15 protein-coding genes are annotated in these 17,459 nt (G+C 74.9%); 6 read left to right on the top strand and 9 right to left on the bottom strand.

Annotated elements, in window-relative coordinates; translation table 11 throughout:
* The first annotated feature begins 46 nt into the window (after positions 1 to 46).
* Positions 47 to 736 (top strand): GNAT family N-acetyltransferase, encoded by a 690-nt coding sequence (locus tag WHI96_RS00940; RefSeq protein ID WP_224401046.1) that lies wholly within the window; start codon positions 47 to 49, stop codon positions 734 to 736.
* An 86-nt stretch (positions 737 to 822) separates the two neighbouring features.
* Here WHI96_RS00940 and WHI96_RS00935 read toward each other — a convergent pair whose 3' ends face one another.
* The 8 genes from WHI96_RS00935 to WHI96_RS00900 form a co-directional block, all read right to left on the bottom strand.
* Positions 823 to 1,983, bottom strand: coding sequence for an N-acetylmuramoyl-L-alanine amidase (locus WHI96_RS00935; RefSeq protein WP_073573702.1), 1,161 nt, complete (start codon positions 1,981 to 1,983; stop codon positions 823 to 825).
* A gap of 202 nt (positions 1,984 to 2,185) precedes the next feature.
* Positions 2,186 to 2,512: a thioredoxin gene (gene trxA, locus WHI96_RS00930; RefSeq protein ID WP_020622767.1), complete on the bottom strand. Its 327-nt coding sequence runs from the start codon at positions 2,510 to 2,512 to the stop codon at positions 2,186 to 2,188.
* A 49-nt stretch (positions 2,513 to 2,561) separates the two neighbouring features.
* Entirely contained in the window at positions 2,562 to 3,575 is a 1,014-nt protein-coding gene (gene trxB, locus WHI96_RS00925) for a thioredoxin-disulfide reductase (RefSeq protein WP_345647832.1), read from the bottom strand.
* Positions 3,576 to 3,767: 192 nt separating this feature from the next.
* Positions 3,768 to 4,418: an RsmA family anti-sigma factor gene (locus WHI96_RS00920; RefSeq protein WP_345647830.1), complete on the bottom strand. Its 651-nt coding sequence runs from the start codon at positions 4,416 to 4,418 to the stop codon at positions 3,768 to 3,770.
* Positions 4,415 to 4,927, bottom strand: coding sequence for a sigma-70 family RNA polymerase sigma factor (locus WHI96_RS00915; RefSeq protein WP_073573699.1), 513 nt, complete (start codon positions 4,925 to 4,927; stop codon positions 4,415 to 4,417). The genes WHI96_RS00920 and WHI96_RS00915 overlap by 4 nt, the downstream gene beginning before the upstream one ends.
* A gap of 77 nt (positions 4,928 to 5,004) precedes the next feature.
* Positions 5,005 to 6,804 carry a protein kinase family protein gene (locus WHI96_RS00910; RefSeq protein ID WP_345647827.1) on the bottom strand — a complete coding sequence of 600 codons (1,800 nt, stop codon included), beginning with the start codon at positions 6,802 to 6,804 and terminating at the stop codon, positions 5,005 to 5,007.
* Between the two features lie 243 nt (positions 6,805 to 7,047).
* Positions 7,048 to 9,327 carry a DUF6049 family protein gene (locus WHI96_RS00905; RefSeq protein ID WP_345647825.1) on the bottom strand — a complete coding sequence of 760 codons (2,280 nt, stop codon included), beginning with the start codon at positions 9,325 to 9,327 and terminating at the stop codon, positions 7,048 to 7,050.
* Positions 9,324 to 9,872 (bottom strand): NUDIX hydrolase, encoded by a 549-nt coding sequence (locus WHI96_RS00900; RefSeq protein ID WP_345647822.1) that lies wholly within the window; start codon positions 9,870 to 9,872, stop codon positions 9,324 to 9,326. The genes WHI96_RS00905 and WHI96_RS00900 overlap by 4 nt, the downstream gene beginning before the upstream one ends.
* A 248-nt stretch (positions 9,873 to 10,120) precedes the next feature.
* On the opposite strand from WHI96_RS00900, the gene WHI96_RS00895 reads away from it, so the two are divergent.
* The 3 genes from WHI96_RS00895 (at position 10,121) to WHI96_RS00885 (ending at position 12,869) form a co-directional block, all read left to right on the top strand.
* Positions 10,121 to 11,554: a CCA tRNA nucleotidyltransferase gene (locus WHI96_RS00895; protein ID WP_425571645.1), complete on the top strand. Its 1,434-nt coding sequence runs from the start codon at positions 10,121 to 10,123 to the stop codon at positions 11,552 to 11,554.
* A gap of 141 nt (positions 11,555 to 11,695) precedes the next feature.
* Positions 11,696 to 12,292 (top strand): YqgE/AlgH family protein, encoded by a 597-nt coding sequence (locus WHI96_RS00890; protein ID WP_073573695.1) that lies wholly within the window; start codon positions 11,696 to 11,698, stop codon positions 12,290 to 12,292.
* Positions 12,293 to 12,359: 67 nt separating this feature from the next.
* Entirely contained in the window at positions 12,360 to 12,869 is a 510-nt protein-coding gene (locus WHI96_RS00885; RefSeq protein WP_345647818.1) for a DUF427 domain-containing protein, read from the top strand.
* A 189-nt stretch (positions 12,870 to 13,058) separates the two neighbouring features.
* Here the strand turns inward: WHI96_RS00885 and WHI96_RS00880 are convergent, their stop codons facing one another.
* Positions 13,059 to 13,544, bottom strand: coding sequence for an SdpI family protein (locus tag WHI96_RS00880; protein ID WP_345647815.1), 486 nt, complete (start codon positions 13,542 to 13,544; stop codon positions 13,059 to 13,061).
* 223 nt (positions 13,545 to 13,767) lie between these two features.
* Between WHI96_RS00880 and leuS the strand changes: the two genes are divergently transcribed.
* On the top strand, positions 13,768 to 16,629 hold the full coding sequence (leuS, locus tag WHI96_RS00875; protein ID WP_345647812.1) for a leucine--tRNA ligase: 2,862 nt from the start codon (positions 13,768 to 13,770) through the stop codon (positions 16,627 to 16,629).
* A 46-nt stretch (positions 16,630 to 16,675) separates the two neighbouring features.
* A complete protein-coding gene (locus WHI96_RS00870) occupies positions 16,676 to 17,455 on the top strand; it encodes a hypothetical protein (RefSeq protein ID WP_345647809.1) in 780 nt (259 codons plus the stop codon).
* Positions 17,456 to 17,459: the final 4 nt, after the last annotated feature.

Below are 17,459 nucleotides of genomic sequence, written 5' to 3'. Positions count from 1 at the left end.
AGCAGCGCGTGCATCGCGCGACGACGACATCCGGAGGTCGGATTCCGTGTCCTGGCACGTTGCCGCGCTCAACCTCGACAACCTCGGCGATCTGCCGAAGCGGTGTCGCAACTGCGTCTACTGGGAGCTCTCACCCCAGCTCGCCGACCAGGCCGAGGGGTACGGCACGACCGACCTGGAGAAGGAGGCCTGGCTGTCGGAGGTGCTCCTCGAGTGGGGCTCCTGCGGCCGGGTCGTCTACGTCGGCGGTGCCCCCGCGGGGTACGTGCTGTTCGCGCCGCCGGCGTCGGTCCCCCGTGCCACCGAGATGCCGACCGGACCGGTCAGCGCCGACGCCGTCCTGCTGACCACGATGCAGGTGGCCCCGGAGTTCGCCGGCGAGGGACTGGGCCGGGCGCTCGCCCAGGCCGTCGTGAAGGACCTGACCCGGCGCGGGGTGAAGGCCGTGGAGGCGTTCGGCGACGCGCGTCCCGGCACCGAGTCCGACTGCGTCGTCCCGGCGGACTTCCTCCGCTCGGTCGGTTTCAAGACCGTCCGCCCGCACCACCGCTGGCCGCGGCTGCGGATGGAGCTGCGCTCGGGGCTGGAGTGGAAGTCCGACGTGGAAGCCGCGCTCGAACAGCTGTTCAACACGGTGACCATCCCGATGCAGACCGCGGCGCCGCGCCCGACGGCGACACCGGCCCGCGCGGGGTCCTGCCAGCTGTCGTTCGTGCCGCCCGCAGGGACGATCTGAGGGCGCTCTGAGCGGGCCGTCAACGGCCCGGGCGGCCCGACCCCGGGTGAGGGGGACGGGCGGGGCTCTGCGGGTCGTGGCGGGCCTCAGACGGCCCGGATCTCGTCCCTGGCGTACTCGCGGGCCAGCACGTCGTTGAAGGTGAACGTGCCGGTGGGCTGGTCGTCCTGCCCGAGCAGGTACAGCCGCTTGACGGCGACGAGGATGCCCTCGGCGACGACGTCGCGGAAGCCGGGGTCGAGCAGCTTGCGGCGGTCCCCGAGGTGGGTCAGGTACCCGACCTCGACGCGGACGGCCGGCATCCGGGTCCGGCGCACGAGCTCCCAGGTGCACGTCTGGCTGCGGCAGTCGAGCATCGAGGTCCGGGTGAGCAGCTCGCGCTGGATCAACCCGGCGAGCGCCTCCCCGACGTTCGACGTGGTGCCCGACCCGTTGCCGAAGTAGTAGGTCGCCAGACCCTGCGCGTGCGGGCTGAAGCTCGCGTCGGTGTGCAGCGACACGACCATGTCGGCGCCGACGTCGTTGGCGAACTGTGCGCGCTCGGTGTCCGGCGGGTTGCCGTTCTCCGGACGGGAGAGCAGGGCCTCCATGCCGGTGGCCGACATGCGGCCGACGACCCGGCGGGCGAGGTCCCACATCAGGTCGGCCTCGGTGACCCCGCCGACGTCGACGCCGCGGTCGTGCCCGCCGTGGCCCGGGTCGATGACGATGCGCTTGCCGCGCATCCGCGGCCCGGCCCGGCGCAGCAGCTCCTGCTCGCGCATGAGGTGCGGACGACCGCCGGTGACCTTGCGGCCGAGCTGGCGCAGCGCGCGCAGCGTCTCCGGGCCGCAGACACCGTCGGGGGTCATGCCGTAGTCACGCTGGAAGCGGATCAGGGCCTGCTCGGTCTGCTGGTCGAACAACCCGCTCGGCCGGCCCGGGTTGTACCCGAGCTCGAGCAGGCGTTCCTGCAGGTGGGCGACGTCGTCGCCGGTGGTGGGGGTGGAGAGCGTGAACGACAGCATCCGGTCGCCCAGGCTCCAGCCCGCCTCCCGCAGCGCGCGGGCGGTGTCCGGGCCGACGATGCCGTCGGTGATCAGGCCACGGCCCTGCTGGAACATGCGGACGGCGCGGTCCACGCCGTCGTCGAACATGTCCTGGGCGCGCGAGCCCGGCGGAACCGCCGGGAGCAGACCGAGCTGTCCCAGCGTCGTCCGGATCTCGCGTACGGCCGGACCGCAGTCCCCGCGCCGGAGCAGCTGCATGCACCCCTCGCTCGCAGTCGTGAGGCGCCGTGCGACGCCCGTGATCGGTCGGTTCCGCCCGGTGACCGGACGCGTGCCGGACTCATTGTGCCCTGCCCAGCCCCCGGAGGAGTGCATCGGGGCGGATACGCGCGTGTCCCGGTTGTGATCAACCGGGACACGCAGCGTTATCTCCGTGCGCTATGCAGCGCACGGACAGTGATCAGATGTGGTCGGCAAGATCGGCGAGGAGTGCCGCCTTCGGCTTCGCGCCCACGATCTGCTTCACCGGCTTGCCGCCGGAGAACAGGATCATCGTCGGGACCGACATGACCTGGTAGTCGCGGGCGACCTCCGGGTTGGCGTCGATGTCGAGCTTGGCGACGGTCAGCTTCTCGGAGTTCTCGCCGGCGATCTCGTCGAGCACCGGGGCGACCATCTTGCACGGGCCGCACCAGGTGGCCCAGAAGTCGACCAGGACGGGCTTGTCGCTCTTCAGGACGTCCTGGTCGAACGAGCTGCTGGTGACGTCGACGGTGTTGTTGCCCATGGGGTTCTCCTTCGGTCGCGGATGCGGTCTGTCGGGTGCCGGTGGTCGGTCAGTGCGCGGCGTCGGCGACGGCGGCCGCCGGGGCGGTCTCCTCCGAGCCGTAGCCGCCGCCGGCCAGCTCGGAGCTGACCGCGTGGCCGGCCAGCCAGCGCTCGGCGTCGATCGCGGCCGAGCAGCCGGAGCCCGCGGCGGTGATCGCCTGGCGGTAGGTGTGGTCGACGAGGTCGCCACAGGCGAAGACGCCCGGGACGTTCGTGTGGGTGGTACGTCCGTCCACCTGCACGTAGCCCTCGTCGTCGACGTCGACCTGGCCCGCCACCAGCGCGCTGCGCGGGTCGTGGCCGATCGCGACGAACATGCCGGTGACGTCGAGCGTGCCGGTCTCACCGGTCACGGTGTCGCGCAGCTGCAGCTGCTTCACCGAGCCCTCGCCGGTCACCTCGGTGACCTCGGAGTTGGTGCGCCAGCGCATCTTCGGGTCGTTCTGCGCCCGCTCGTACATGATCTTCGAGGCGCGGAACTCGTCGCGACGGTGGATGACCGTGACGGTCTCGGCGAAGCGGGTGAGGAACGTGGCCTCCTCCATCGCCGAGTCGCCGCCGCCGATGACGGCGATGTTCTGGTCCCGGAAGAAGAAGCCGTCGCAGGTGGCGCACGAGCTGACGCCGCGGCCGAGGAGTTCCTGCTCACCGGGGACGTGCAGGTAGCGCGGGGCGGCACCCATCGCGAGGATCACGGCGCGGGCCCGGAAGGTCTCCCTGCCGACCCGCACCTCCTTGACGTCGCCGTCGAGCTTCACCTCGTCGACGTCCTGCGGGCGCAGGTCGGCGCCGAAGCGCTCCGCCTGGCCGCGCATCTGCTGCATGAGCTCGGGGCCCATGATCCCCTCGGTGAAGCCCGGGTAGTTCTCCACCTCGGTCGTGGTCATCAGGGCGCCGCCGAACTGGCTGCCCTCGAACACGAGCGGGGCGAGCTGGGCCCGCGCGGCGTACACCGCAGCGGTGTAGCCGGCCGGCCCGGACCCGATGATGATCAGGTTGTGCACCGTGTCGTCGGTGGTCACCGGTACCGATCCCTCCTGCCGCGCCCGGGCGACGGGCGCGATGACGGGGCCTGCGGGTGCCGGCCCGGGTGGCCGGCTCCTGCGTCGTGGCTGCCGTATGGCTCGAACGCGATCCTAGACAGGGGCATTCCCGCTCGTCGGTGCCGTGGGACGTGGGCCGCGTGACCCGGGCGTCGCCGGTGCCCTGCCGGGTCAGCCGATGGTGGTCTCGGCGAGCACCCGCGCGGTGCCCGGCCCGCAGTCCGGCGGTACGGCGACGAGGCGGTAGCGGCCCCGCTCCGGTCCGCCGAGGACGAGCAGGACCGCCGGGTGGCCGTCGACGGAGTGCGGGCGGGCCGTCAGGAACGGAGCGTCCGGTCGCGGGTCGCCGGCGGCGGTGAGGCAGGCGCGGACCCGGGCGGGATCGTCGAGCGCGCCGACGGGGACGGCCGCGCCGGCGGCGGCGGACCGGAGCTCCTCCGGAGCGGTCCCGGCGACCGGGACGACGACCGGCGCGGTGGGCACGAGGGCGGCGAGCCCGACCCCGGCGACGACGAGCACCGCCGCGGCGACGGCGAGCGCGCGCCACGGGGTGCGGCGGCCCGGCGGCGGGCCGCCGGCCGCCGGAGCCTCGCCCCGCTCCGGTCCGGGAGCCGCTCGCGCCATCTCCGCGGCGAGCCGCGCCCGCATCCGCGCCGCCACGTCGTCCGGCATCGCCACCGGACCGAGTTCCCGGGCCATCCGCGCCCCGACCTCGACGAACGGTTCCTCGTCGGGATGACGCGAAGCAGGTGAACACTGGTTGTCGTCGTACCGACGAGTGATCTCCGAGGAGTTGTCGTCGGATCGGTGAGAACTGCTCATCCCTCGTCCTCCCGCAGCACGGGGGCCAGCCGGGCCCGCGCACGGGCCCGGCGGCTCTTCACCGTCCCCGGCGCCACCGCCAGCATCTCCGCCGCCTCCGCGACGCCGTAGCCGAGCCCGTCCACGAGCACCAGCGCGGCCCGCTGGTCCACCGGCAGCAGGGCCAGCGCGTCGGAGACGGCGAGCCGCACCACGAGCCCGCCCGCGTGGTCCCGGGCCGCGACGACCGTCTCCAGGGCCCGCAACCGGTCCCGTCGCCGCCCGGCCGCGCGGAGCCGGTCGACGCAGTCGTTCACGAGGATCCGGTGCAGCCACGTCCCCGTCGCGGCGTCACCGCGGAACCCGGGCGAGCGGAGCGCGGACAGGAACGCCTCCTGCACCGCGTCCTCGGCCTCGGTCCGGTCGCCGAGCATCCGCAGGGCCACCGACCAGAGCCGGTCGGCGTACCTGCGGAACATCTCGTCCAGGTCGGGCGGGGCCCGGTCCGGGATCCGGTCGACGGTCGTCACCCGCGCACGGTAGGCAGCGCCGGGGGGTGCTCACGGGCGTTGCCGGGCCGGTCCGTCGCGATCGCGAACGGGGCGGCTCAGGGTGCGGTGCGGCGGAACCCGATGTCGTCGATCCGGGTCTGGTTGTCCGGCCCCAGGTTCGTGATCCACAGGAGCACGTGCTGGGTGGGGCGGCCCGGGTCGAGGCCGACCGTCGTCCGTCCCGACGACAGGGTGACGGTGTCGAGCAGCGTCGTCTCCGCCAGCGTCGGCTCGGCCGACGGGGCCGAGCGGACCTGCACGACCGCGCCCGCGGTCGGCGAGTCGACGGTGAGCCCGGTGAGCGGCTCGGCGGCGTCGAACGAGGCCAGCACGCCGATCCCGGGCTTGAGCGCCGGGAACGGCTGGAAGTAGCGGCTCGTCGTCCACACGGTGGAGGGGTCGCCGTCGACGACGTTGCCGACGGTGCCGGCGTTGTCCGCGTCGCCGACCGGGTCGAACACCGTCGCCGACACGTCCGGCACCGCGGTACCCGTCCCGGACGACGCGGCCGGGGCCCCGGCGGGGGGAACCTGCTGCTGCACCGGGGCGCTCGCCGCGGGCGGGACGACCACCGGCGGGGCGCCGCCACCACCGAACAGCATGCCCAGCTGCACGGCGACGTACCCGAGCACGATCAGCACGCCGACGGCGAGCACCCCGAGACCGATCCGCAGGTTGCGGCGGCGCCGGGGGTCGTTGCGGGTGTCGGGCAGCCGGTCGGAGTCCTGCCACACGTCGTCGGGCTCGGCGGGCGCGCCGTCGTGCACCGGCGGGAAGAAGGCCTGGTCGGCGTCCTCGGCGACGACGTCGGCCAGCATCCGGTGCATCGCCGCGGCGGTGTGCACCCGACTGACGCCGTCGCCCTGGCCGAGCGCACCGCTGCACAGCGTGTCCAGCTCCAGCGGCACACCGGGCCGCAGCTGCGACGCGGGCCGCAGCCGGCCCGCGGGCGTGCGGTCGGCGGCGACGAGCCCGGCGCGGGCGGCGTCGGACACCGACAGCGGCCAGCGCCGGGTGAGCAGGCAGTAGAGGATCCCGCCGAGCCCGCGGACGTCGTCGGCGGCGGACACCGACGGGCGCGGGAGCAGGAAGGCGAGCATGGCGCGCCCGTCCGGGGTGATCCGGACGCGCTGCGGGTGGTCGCAGCCGAGCACCAGGCCCTGCTGGTGGGCTTCGGTGGCGGCGGCCGACAGGGTCTCGACGGCCTTGGCGGCCCGCTGCGCGCGGATTGGGCCCTCGGCGACGGTCTCGGCCAGCGAACGCCCCGGCACCCACTCGGCGACGGCGGCGCCCAGCACGTCGGCCGGCAGGCCGTGCGTGCCCGGGGCCAGTACGTCGAGCAGCCGGGCGCTGCCGGAGTGCTCGAAGCAGCCCGAGCGCAGGGCACGCACGATCATCTCACCGGCGCGGGCGGTGCCCTCCGGGTCGTCGGAACGGTCGTCGGCGGGGAGCCTGCGCAGCAGCGTGACGCCGACCGGGCGGCGCAGCACGGTGTCCTCGGCGCGCCAGAACTCCGCCCCGGCGGCCGGGTCGGACCCGATCCGCTGGCGGAGCACGTAGCGCTCGGTGAGCGGCGAGCCCGCGGTGGTGCCCGCGGTCTCGCGGACGGCCGGGATGCGCTCGGTGGGCCGGGCCTGGGCCGGCACCGCGGGCACCGCGGGCACCGCGGGCACGGCGGCCGTCGGCTGCTCGTCGGCGGGCATCTCGGCGGTCCCGTGCGCCTCGGCGGTCCCGGGCGCCTCGGCGGTCGCCGTCGCGTCGGCGGGGTCGAGCGACGGGTGCGGACGGGGTGCCGCGTCGTCCTCGACGGGGTGGGGGCCGGTCCGGGCAGTGCGCTCGCCGATCTGCCCGCTCAACGGCCTCGCCCTCCCCCTGGCGCTCGGTGTCGTGTCCGGCGTCAGCCTACGGCACTCGGTCGGATGCGGACGAGCCGAGAACACACCCCCGGACCCGTCTCCCCTGTCTTCGGAGACGGGGGTGGATCGGTTTGCCTCTCGGTCCTCCGGATTCGCCCGGAAGCAGCTGTGATGCGACGAGCGGTCAATGCCGGACGGCGAACGACAGGGGTGTTCCTTGTCTCCCCGTGTCTCCCCCGGACCTCAGGAGCGGTGGGTGCGTCCGGACGGCGCCGGTCCCGGTGGCACGGGGGCGTCCGGGTGCGTGTCGGGCCCGGGCCCGGGCCCGGGGCCGGGGCCGGGGCCACCGGACGCGCCGGGTGCGGTGGCCGGACGCAGCCTGCGCAGCACCCGCCGGACCACCAGGACCACGAGAACGCCGCCGGCGATCGCGGTCAGCCAGACCGTGACCGTCCCGTAGACGGTCGACCGGACCCGCAGCCGGGTGTCCGGGCCGAGCGCGACGCCGTCGGGGGTGAGCAGGCCCGCGTCGACGCTGAACACCCCGGAGCGGGTGACCTGGGCGCTGACCCGCACCTGGACGCGGCCGCGCGGCGGAACCACCTGCACCTCGATCGGGGCGACCCGCAGCCCGGTGGTGCTCGACAGGACCACCCGCACGTTCATCGTCACCGGCAGCCCGTTGGCGACGGTGATCAGCAGCGGTGCGTCGCTGGTCCCGAGGGAGTACGGGCTGGGCGGCTCCACCACACGCACCGACGCGCGGATCCGGGCGATCCGGTCGGCGACGACGGTCTCCTCCCGCTCGGCGCGGGCCGGGTCGCCCCGCCACCACGACGACACCGCCCGCAGCGTGCCGGTCACCAGCGGGTCGAACACGTCGGCGGGGCTGGCCCCGACCCCGGTGCGGGCCTCGGCCGCGGCACGCAGTGCCTCGATCGTCCGGACCTGGTCGGCCACCCCGGACACGACCGTCCCCGGGATCTCCGCACCGCCGGCCTGCGGCGGGTAGAACAGCTGCGTCCCGCCCGCCTGCACCTCGCCGCCGGTGAGGGTGGACAGGCCGGTCGGGGCGATCCGGCCGTCGTCGATCAGCGAGGTCAGGGCGGTCAGCACCCCGGCGGCGGCCGGCCCGTCCGCGGCCCAGCGGTGCGGCGGCGCGACGACCAGCGGGCCCCCGGCGTCCGCGGCCCGGAACGCGAGCGCCCCGGCGAGGTCCTGACCGGCGAGCCCGCCCGCGTCCCCCTGCTGCACCTCGACGCCCGTGGGTCCGGTCGCGGCCTCGGTGAGCAGCGGATCGGTGAGCAGCGCGGAATCGTCGCCGTCCCGGCCGGTGCCGTCGGAGCCGCCCACGCGCACCCGGCCGGAGGCCGCCGTGCCGGTCACCCCGTCGGCGGAGAGCAGCAGCCGGGTCCCGCCGCCGAGGGCGTCCAGCGTCGCCTCGTCGACGACGCCGTCGGCGGGCCACACGACGCCGTCGAGGACCGTGGTCCCCAGCTCGGTGGACAGGGTCCGGCGGCCGCGGTCCAGCGCGGTCCGGGCGAGGTCGGCCTGGCCGCCGCGGACCAGGGCGACCAGGTCGGCGTCCGACGGCGGCAGCGCGATCACGCAGGTCCCGCGCGCGGCGGCGGTCAGCGCCGCGAGCCACTGGCCCGCCGCCTCCGCGCCGCGGCCGGGCACGGACTCGCCGGGGCCGGTGACGACGTAGCCGTCGCGCATGGCGACCGCGGTGGCGACGAGCTCGGGGTCGATCGCCAGGCACAGCGCGGCCCGGGTCGGGGACCCGGCGGGCGCCGCCGAGCCCAGCGCCTCGACCAGGCCGCGTAGCCGGCCGCCGTCGGCGAAGGAGGTCGCGAGGTCGTCGTCGGTCAGCAGCGGCGGCTCGCCGGGCAGCGGCGGGACCCGGCGCGGGGCGTCGGTGATCGGGTACAGCATCGTCACCGGTGCGGCGGCCACCGGCGACGACGGCGGCGCGGCCCCCGGCAGCGACGACACCGGCAGCATGGTGCGGACCCCGGCCAGCCGCGACGGCGTGCCGTCGACGGTCCCGTTGAGGTTCACCAGCAGCGGGTAGGTGCCCGGGCCGGGCAGCGCCAGCGTCGACTGCGGGGGCCCGGTGAGGGGGACGGCGTAGCGGAACGGGACCGACGCGCCCGGCGCGAGCGGGCCGAGGTCGGCGAACGGCGGCGTCGCGTCGTCGACCGCGGCCTCCCCGGCCAGCGCGGTCCGCAGCGCCGCCTCGCCGGCGAGCACCGGCCCGCGCTGCACCCGGACGGCCAGGTCGTCGACGGTCCCCGGTCCGGTGTTGGTGACGGTCCCGGTGACGACCAGCTCGCCCGGCCCCGCCGAGGTCACCACCCGCGGGGTCATCGTGCCGACGTCGAGCCGGACCGGGGCGGCGGGCTGCTGGGCCGGGCGGTCCGCGGCCGCGGTCGGGGGTGCACCGTGCGGCAGCGCCGCGGGCAGGAGCAGTGCCACCACCGCGGTGAGCACGATCGCGACCAGGGCCGCGACCCGGCTCACGCCGTCTCCTCCAGCAGGTCGGCCGCATGCCGGATCAGCCGGCGCTCGTCGGCGTAGGCGAGCCGGCCCTCCAGCTCGTCGAGCGGCACCCAGGCCACCTCGGAGACCTCGACGTCCTCGTCGCAGAGCTCGCCGCCGAGCGCGCGCATCAGGTAGTGGTGCACCGTCTTGTGCACGCGCCGGTCCTCGGCGACGAACCAGAAGTCGATGGTGCCCAGGGGAGCCAGCACCTCACCGATGATGCCGGTCTCCTCCTGCACCTCGCGCACCGCGGCCTGCTCGGCGGTCTCACCGGCCTCGATGTGGCCCTTGGGCAGCGACCACAGGAGCCGGCCCCGGCGGTCCAGCCGGCCGATCAGCGCGGCGGCCCCGGTCTGCGGGTGCACGACCAGCCCGCCGGCGGACGTCTCGTCCACCGTGCGCAGCCGGCGACGGCGGTCCGGGGACCGGTCGGCGCGACCGGCCCGGCCGGCGCGTGCGCTCCGGCCTTCGCGACCGGGTTCCGCGCCGCGCCCTGCCGACGAGCGGCCGCGGGAGGTGGACATGTGGCGATGGTAACGAGGAGGTAGCCCGAAGGGGGGTCGACGACCCGCCGCGGGGATCGCGTCACCCGGTCGCCCCGCCGTCGATCAGCGGTCGGGCCGCGCGGCGGGACGGCGGACCCGTGCCCACCGCCCGGGCGCGTTGCCTAGACTGGCCCGTCGTGTCCTCGTCGTCCCCGTCCTCCACCGCCCGACCGGCGACCCGGCCGACCCGCCAGCCGGCCGGCGCGCCCGCCCCGGACCCGGACGAGCTGCAGCGCGCACAGGAGGACGCCGTGGTCGCACTGCTCGACGTCCCGGCCATCGCCGACGAGCTGGCCGCCCGCTTCGCCGCCCGCGGCCACCTGCTCTACCTCGTCGGCGGCAGCGTCCGCGACGCGGTGCTGCGCGGCACCGGCGCGTCGACCCGGGACTCCGGGGACCTCGACTTCACCACCGACGCCCGCCCCGAGCAGATCCTCGCGATCGTGCGCGGCTGGGCGGAGGCGGTCTGGGACACCGGGATCGCGTTCGGGACCGTCGGGCTGCGCCGTGACGGCCAGATCCTCGAGGTGACGACCTTCCGCGCCGACACCTACGACGGCACCTCCCGCAACCCCGAGGTCCGCTTCGGCGACACGGTCGAGGGCGACCTGGTGCGCCGCGACTTCACGGTCAACGCGATGGCGGTCGAGCTGACCGGGTCGCACCGCCGCTTCGTCGACCCGCACGGCGGGTTCGCCGCGCTGGCCCAGGGTGTCCTGGACACCCCGGACACCCCGGAGCGCTCCTTCTCCGACGACCCGCTGCGGATGCTGCGCGCCGCCCGGTTCGTCTCCCAGCTCGGGTTCACCCCCGCCGCGCGGGTCACCGACGCGATGACGGCGATGGCCGACGAGCTGACCCGGATCACCGCGGAGCGGGTGCAGGCCGAGTTCACCAAGCTGATGCTCGGCGGGCATCCGCGGCGCGGTCTGGAGCTGCTCTGCGACACCGGCCTGGCCCGGCACGTCGTCCCCGAGGTCCCGGCGATGCAGCTGGAGACCGACGAGCACATGCAGCACAAGGACGTCTACACCCACTCGCTCGTCGTGATGGAGCAGGCGATCGAGCGCGAGACCGACGGGCCGGACCTCACCCTGCGCCTGGCCGCGCTGCTGCACGACATCGGCAAGCCGGCGACCCGGCGCAAGGAGCCGGACGGGCGGGTCTCGTTCCACCACCACGAGGTGGTCGGGGCGAAGATGACCCGCAAGCGGCTGCGGGCGCTGAAGTACCCGAAGGTCCTGGTCGACGACGTGTGCCAGCTCGTCTACCTGCACCTGCGGTTCCACGGCTACGGCAAGGGCGAGTGGACCGACTCGGCCGTGCGCCGCTACGTCGCCGACGCCGGCCCGCTGCTGGAGCGCCTGCACCGGCTGGTGCGTTCGGACTGCACCACCCGCAACCGGCGCCGGGCCTCGGCCCTGCAGCGCAACTACGACGGCCTGGAGGACCGGATCGCCGAGCTGCGCAAGCAGGAGGAGCTCGACGCTATCCGCCCCGACCTCGACGGCAACCGGATCATGGAGCTGCTGGGCATCCCGCCGGGTCCGGCCGTCGGGAAGGCCTACCGGCACATGCTGGCGCTGCGGATGGAGCAGGGGCCGATGGACGCCGATCAGGCCGAGGCCGCGCTGCGGGACTGGGCGGCCGAGAACCTCTGATCCGGACGTTCGTCCCGTACGTACGTCTACATCGATGGACGTTCGTATTACACGATCGTATGGACGATCATGTCCGGTGTACGACGCTGCGGCGAACGGGTGGCGGCATCGCGTCCGCGCCGGAGGTGCGACCATGGACCCGTGCGGGAACACCGCGCCACGCGAGGCGCCGCTCTTCCCCCGGTCACGCCGGGGAGTCTGCTCGTCGCCGCCCCCGGTCTGGGCGATCCGAACTTCTCGCGGACGGTCGTCTACATGATCGAGCACCGTCCGCAGGGCAGCCTCGGGGTCGTGCTCAACCGGCCGGGCCAGGCAGCCGTACGGGACGTGCTCCCGCGCTGGGCCGGGCTCACCAGCGACCCCGGGACCATGTTCGTCGGCGGGCCGGTCGAGGCGCGCACCGCGCTCTGCCTGGCCGCCCTGCGGACCGGGGAGACCGGCCGCGGGCTCGGCGGGCTGATGCCGGTCCGGCCGCCGGTCCAGCTGGTCGACCTCGACTCCGACCCGGCTCCGCTCGCGCAGCGGCTGCGCGGCCTGCGGATTTTCGCCGGGTACTCCGGCTGGGACGCGGGCCAGCTGGGCGGCGAGATCGCTCGGGGCGACTGGTACGTCGTCCCCGGCCTGCCCGACGACCTGCTGACCACCGTCTACGACCAGCTGTGGGAACGGGTGCTGCGCCGCCAGGGCGTCCCGCTGGCGCTGCTCGCCACGTTCCCGCGTGATCCGGCCTGGAACTGACCTCCACGGGCGGTGCGTGGTCGCCGCGACCGTGCTCGGGGGCCGCCGACCGGCCTACCGTGGGGTCGTGCTCTTCGACCGTCGTCCCCAGCCCGATCCCGTCGGCCCCGGGCAGGAGTCGGTGTGGGACTACCCGCGCCCGCCCCGGGCCGAGCGGGTGCCCCGGCGCGCGGAGCTGTGGCACGGCGGGACGCTCGTCGCCGCGTCGGACGACCTGGTCCGGGTGCTGGAGACCAGCCACCCGCCGACCTGGTACCTGCTCCGCACCGCCTTCACCGACGGCGTGCTGGTGCCCGGTGAGCACCGCACGTTCTGCGAGTGGAAGGGCGTCGCCCACTACTGCGACGTCCGCGTCCCCGGCGTGCCGCCGCTGACCGACGTCGCCTGGTGGTACCCGCGGCCGGACGCGCGCTACCCGGAGCTGACCGACCGGGTCGCGGTCTACGTGGCGCCGTTCGAACGGATCACCCTCGACGGGGAGACGGTCCGCCCGCAGCCCGGCGGGTTCTACGGCGGCTGGGTCACCGACGAGGTCGTCGGCCCGTTCAAGGGCGGGCCGGGCTCCCGCGGCTGGTAGGCCCCGCTCGTACCGCGCCGATCGGGCCGCGCCTGTCGTACCGCGCCGGTCGTACCGCGCCGATCGGGCCGCGCGATCGGGCCCGGCCGGCCGAGACTCGCGGGTCGGCCCCGCGGGGGCCGGACCTCGCAGCTGCGGCCGCGCGGGTCGGGTCCCGCGGGTCGGGCCTCGCAGCTGCGGCGCCGCGGGTCAGGCCTCGCGGGTCAGGCCGGTGCGGTCTCCGGGTTCCGAGCCCGGCTCGGTGCCGGTCGCGTCGCGGCAGCCGGCGACCAGGTCGCAGCCGGCGCAGACCCCGCCGCAGCTCGGGGCCGCGGCCTGCGCGGCGATCGCCACCGCCGCGGCCCGCGCCCCGACCGCCCCACCGAGACCGGCGAGCACGACCGTCCCGACCAGCGCGATCGCACCCAGGACCCACGGGGCGGCGCCGGTCCGGTCCAGGACCAGCAGCACCGTCCCGCCGACCAGGGCGATCGCCCCCGCGGCCCCGACCGGCGGCGCGGCCACCCGGTTGGCGATCGCGAACGCGTCGGCGGTCCGCAGGCTGTCCGCGGTGCGGACGCCGACGAAGCGGTTGCGCGGCAGCCGGCCGGTCGCCCCCAGCCCGGCGAGGACGACGAGTACCACCCCGGCCAGCAGGAGCAGGGCGGCGAGGAGCAGGCGGAGCGTCGTGGGCACGTGACCAGGGTAGAACCCGGGGGAACGGGGACGCCCGCCCCGGCTACCCTGGTCACATGTGCACGGCCCGCCGACTTCCCGGCGCGGCGTCGTAGCCAGACACGGCGCCGCGACGACCCCTCCTGCGTGATGCGCCCTCCGACGTGATGCGCACGAGGGGCCGCGACGTGTTCCGGGCCCCGAGTCGGGCCGTCACGACAGGCATCCCCGAGGTGAGACGGACATGAGCACCGAGACCACGACCGCGTCCGAGCAGCGCGCGGACCGACCGGCGTACCGCTACGACGCCGAGATGGCCGCCCGGATCGAGCGGAAGTGGCAGGACTTCTGGGAGACCGAGCAGACCTTCCACGCCCCCGACCCGGGGCAGCCCGGCTCGGAGAAGCCGAAGGTCTACCTGATGGACATGTTCCCCTACCCCTCCGGGGCGGGGCTGCACGTCGGGCACCCGCTGGGCTTCATCGGCACCGACGTGCTGGGCCGCTACCTGCGGATGAACGGCCACAACGTGCTGCACCCGATGGGCTTCGACGCCTTCGGGCTGCCCGCCGAGCAGTACGCCGTCCAGACCGGGACGCACCCGCGGACGACGACCGAGGCCAACATCGCCCGCTACCGGCAGCAGCTCCGCCAGCTGGGCCTGGGCCACGACCCGCGTCGCTCGGTGTCCACCACCGACATCGCGTTCTACCGCTGGACCCAGTGGATCTTCCGGGAGATCTTCGAGTCCTGGTACGACACCGACGCCGACCGCGCCCGCCCGATCTCCGAGCTGCGCGCCGAGTTCGAGGCCGGCACCCGCCCGACCCCCGACGGCCGCCCCTGGGCCGAGCTGTCCGAGGCCGACCGGCGCGCCGCCGTCGACGGGTACCGGCTGGCCTACATCTCCGAGGCGCCGGTGAACTGGTGCCCCGGCCTGGGCACCGTGCTGGCGAACGAGGAGGTCACCCCGGACGGCCGCTCCGAGCGCGGCAACTTCCCCGTCTTCCGCCGCAACCTCAAGCAGTGGATGATGCGGATCACCGCCTACGCCGACCGGCTGGCCGACGACCTGGACCGGGTCGACTGGCCGGAGTCGGTCAAGGCGATGCAGCGCAACTGGATCGGCCGCTCCGAGGGCGCCCGGGTCCGGTTCCCGGTGCAGTCCGGCGCGGACGCGATCGAGGTCTTCACGACCCGCCCGGACACCCTGTTCGGCGCCACCTACATGGTGCTGGCGCCCGAGCACCCGCTGGTCTCCTCCCTGGTCCCCGGGCAGTGGCCCGACGGCACCGACCCGCGCTGGACCGGTGGCGCCGCGACGCCCGCCGAGGCCGTCGCGGCGTACCGCGCCGAGGCCGCGCGCAAGTCCGAGCTGGACCGCCAGGAGAACAAGGACAAGACCGGTGTGTTCACCGGCGCGTACGCCACCAACCCGGTGAACGGCGCGGCCGTCCCGGTGTTCGTCGCCGACTACGTGCTGATGGGCTACGGCACCGGCGCGATCATGGCGGTGCCCGCCGAGGACACCCGGGACTGGGACTTCGCGGCCGCGTTCGGGCTGCCGCACGTGCGCACGGTGCAGCCGCCGCCGGACTGGGACGGCGGCGCGTACACCGGCGACGGCCCGACCATCAACTCCGCGAACGACGAGATCAGCCTGGACGGGCTGGGCGTCGACGAGGCCAAGCGCACGATTATCGACTGGCTGGCCGCGAAGGGCGCCGGCGCGGGCGTCGTGCAGTACAAGCTGCGCGACTGGCTGTTCTCCCGGCAGCGCTACTGGGGCGAGCCGTTCCCGGTCGTCTGGGACGAGCACGGCCCGATCGCGCTGCCCGAGGACCAGCTGCCCGTCGTCCTGCCCGACGTCGACGACTACTCGCCCAAGACCTACGCCCCGGACGATGCGAACTCCGAGCCGGAGCCGCCGCTGTCCCGGGCGCACGAGTGGGTGGCCGTCGAGCTGGACCTGGGTGACGGCCCGAAGCGGTACCGTCGCGAGACGAACACGATGCCGCAGTGGGCCGGGTCGTGCTGGTACTACCTGCGCTACCTGGACCCGGAGAACACCGAGCGGTTCGTCTCCGCCGAGGCCGAGAAGTACTGGATCGGCAAGGACGCGGCGCGGTCGGTCGCCGACCCGGGCGGCGTGGACCTGTACGTCGGCGGCGTCGAGCACGCCGTGCTGCACCTGCTGTACTCGCGGTTCTGGCACAAGGTCCTGTTCGACCTGGGCCACGTGAGCAGCGAGGAGCCGTTCCGGAAGCTGTTCAACCAGGGCTACATCCAGGCCTGGGCCTACACCGACGCCCGCGGGACCTACGTGCCCGCGGAGGAGGTCGTCGAGGTCGTCGGCGAGGACGGCACGAGCGCCGGTTTCACGTGGAACGGGCAGCCCGTCACCCGGGAGTACGGGAAGATGGGCAAGTCGCTGAAGAACGTCGTGACGCCCGACGACATGTGCGACCGCTACGGCGCGGACACCTTCCGGCTGTACGAGATGTCCACCGGGCCCCTCGACACCTCACGACCGTGGTCGACGCGGGACGTCATCGGGGCACAGCGCTTCCTCCAGCGTGTCTGGCGCAACCTGGTCGACGAGGACACCGGTGCGGTGACCGTCGTCGAGGAGGCCCCGTCGGAGGAGGTCCTGCGGGTGCTGCACAAGGCGATCGCGGGTGTGCGGGAGGACGTGTCGGCGCTGCACTACAACACCGCCGCCGCGAAGCTGATCGAGCTGAACAACGCGCTGACCAAGCGCGGCACGCCGGTGGAGCGCGAGGTCGCGGAGGCGCTGGTGCTGATGCTGGCGCCACTGGCCCCGCACCTCGCCGAGGAGCTGTGGCAGAAGCTGGGCCACGACGACACGCTGACCTACGCGGCGTTCCCGGTCGCCGACGAGCGCTACCTGGTGGCGGACACCGTCGAGTACCCGATCCAGGTCGACGGCAAGGTCCGCTCGCGGGTCACCGTCGCCGCCGACGCCGGCCAGGACGACATCCGGGCGGCCGCGCTGGCCGACGAGAAGGTCGTCGCCGCGCTGGACGGGGCCGAGCCGAAGAAGGTCATCGTCGTGCCGGGGCGCCTGGTCAACGTCGTCCGGTAGGGAACGCAGGCGACCTCCTGCCCGTTGAGCGGGCAGGAGGTCCGTCATGAGCGCAGTCCTGACCCTGATCGTCGTCCTGGCCGTCGTCGCGGCCGTCGTCTGGCTGGTGCGGCGGCACAACGCGGACTCCGCCGCCGCTCTGGCCGACGCCCGGGCCGAGTCCCGGCGCTGGGTGGAACGCCTCGGCGGCCAGGTCCTGGCCCTGACCGGGACCGACGACCCGAGCCGTCAGGCGCTGGCCGACGCCGCCGAGCGCTACACCGCCGCAGGCTCGCAGATGGAGCAGGCGCGCACGGCCGCGCAGTGCCGGCAGGTCACCGAGACCGCCTACGAGGGTCTCTACTACGTCCGCGCCGCACGCACCGCGATGGGCATGGATCCCGGGCCCGAGCTGCCGCCGCTGCCGGGCCAGTCCCGCGCCGGTGAGGTCACCGAGGACCGCGAGGTCGAGGTGGAGGGCCGCAGCCTGGGCGCGTCGCCGCGGCCGACCGACCGGAACAGCCACTACCACCCCGGCGGGACCGTCGCCGGGCGTCCGGTGCCGCGCGGCTGGTACTCCGAGCCGTGGTGGAAGCCCGCACTCGTCGCCGGGGCCTGGGGTGTCGGTTCGGCGCTGCTGTTCACCTCGCTGTTCAGCGGGATGGCCGGCGCCGACCAGGCCGCCTACGCCGACGGGTTCGCCGACGGCGCCGCCCTCGACGACCCGGGCTCCGACGGCGGTGCCGACGGCGGTGCCGACGGCGGCTTCGACGGCGCCGACCAGGGCGGCTTCGACGGCGGGGGCCTGTTCGACAACGACTCCGACTTCGGCGGGGACTTCTTCTGACCCG

Source organism: Pseudonocardia tropica, from assembly GCF_040105315.1.
GTDB classification, from domain to species: Bacteria; Actinomycetota; Actinomycetes; order Mycobacteriales; family Pseudonocardiaceae; genus Pseudonocardia; species Pseudonocardia alni.
The sequence above is the reverse complement of the archived record's forward strand: the minus strand, read 5'-3'. Positions and strand labels throughout refer to the sequence as shown.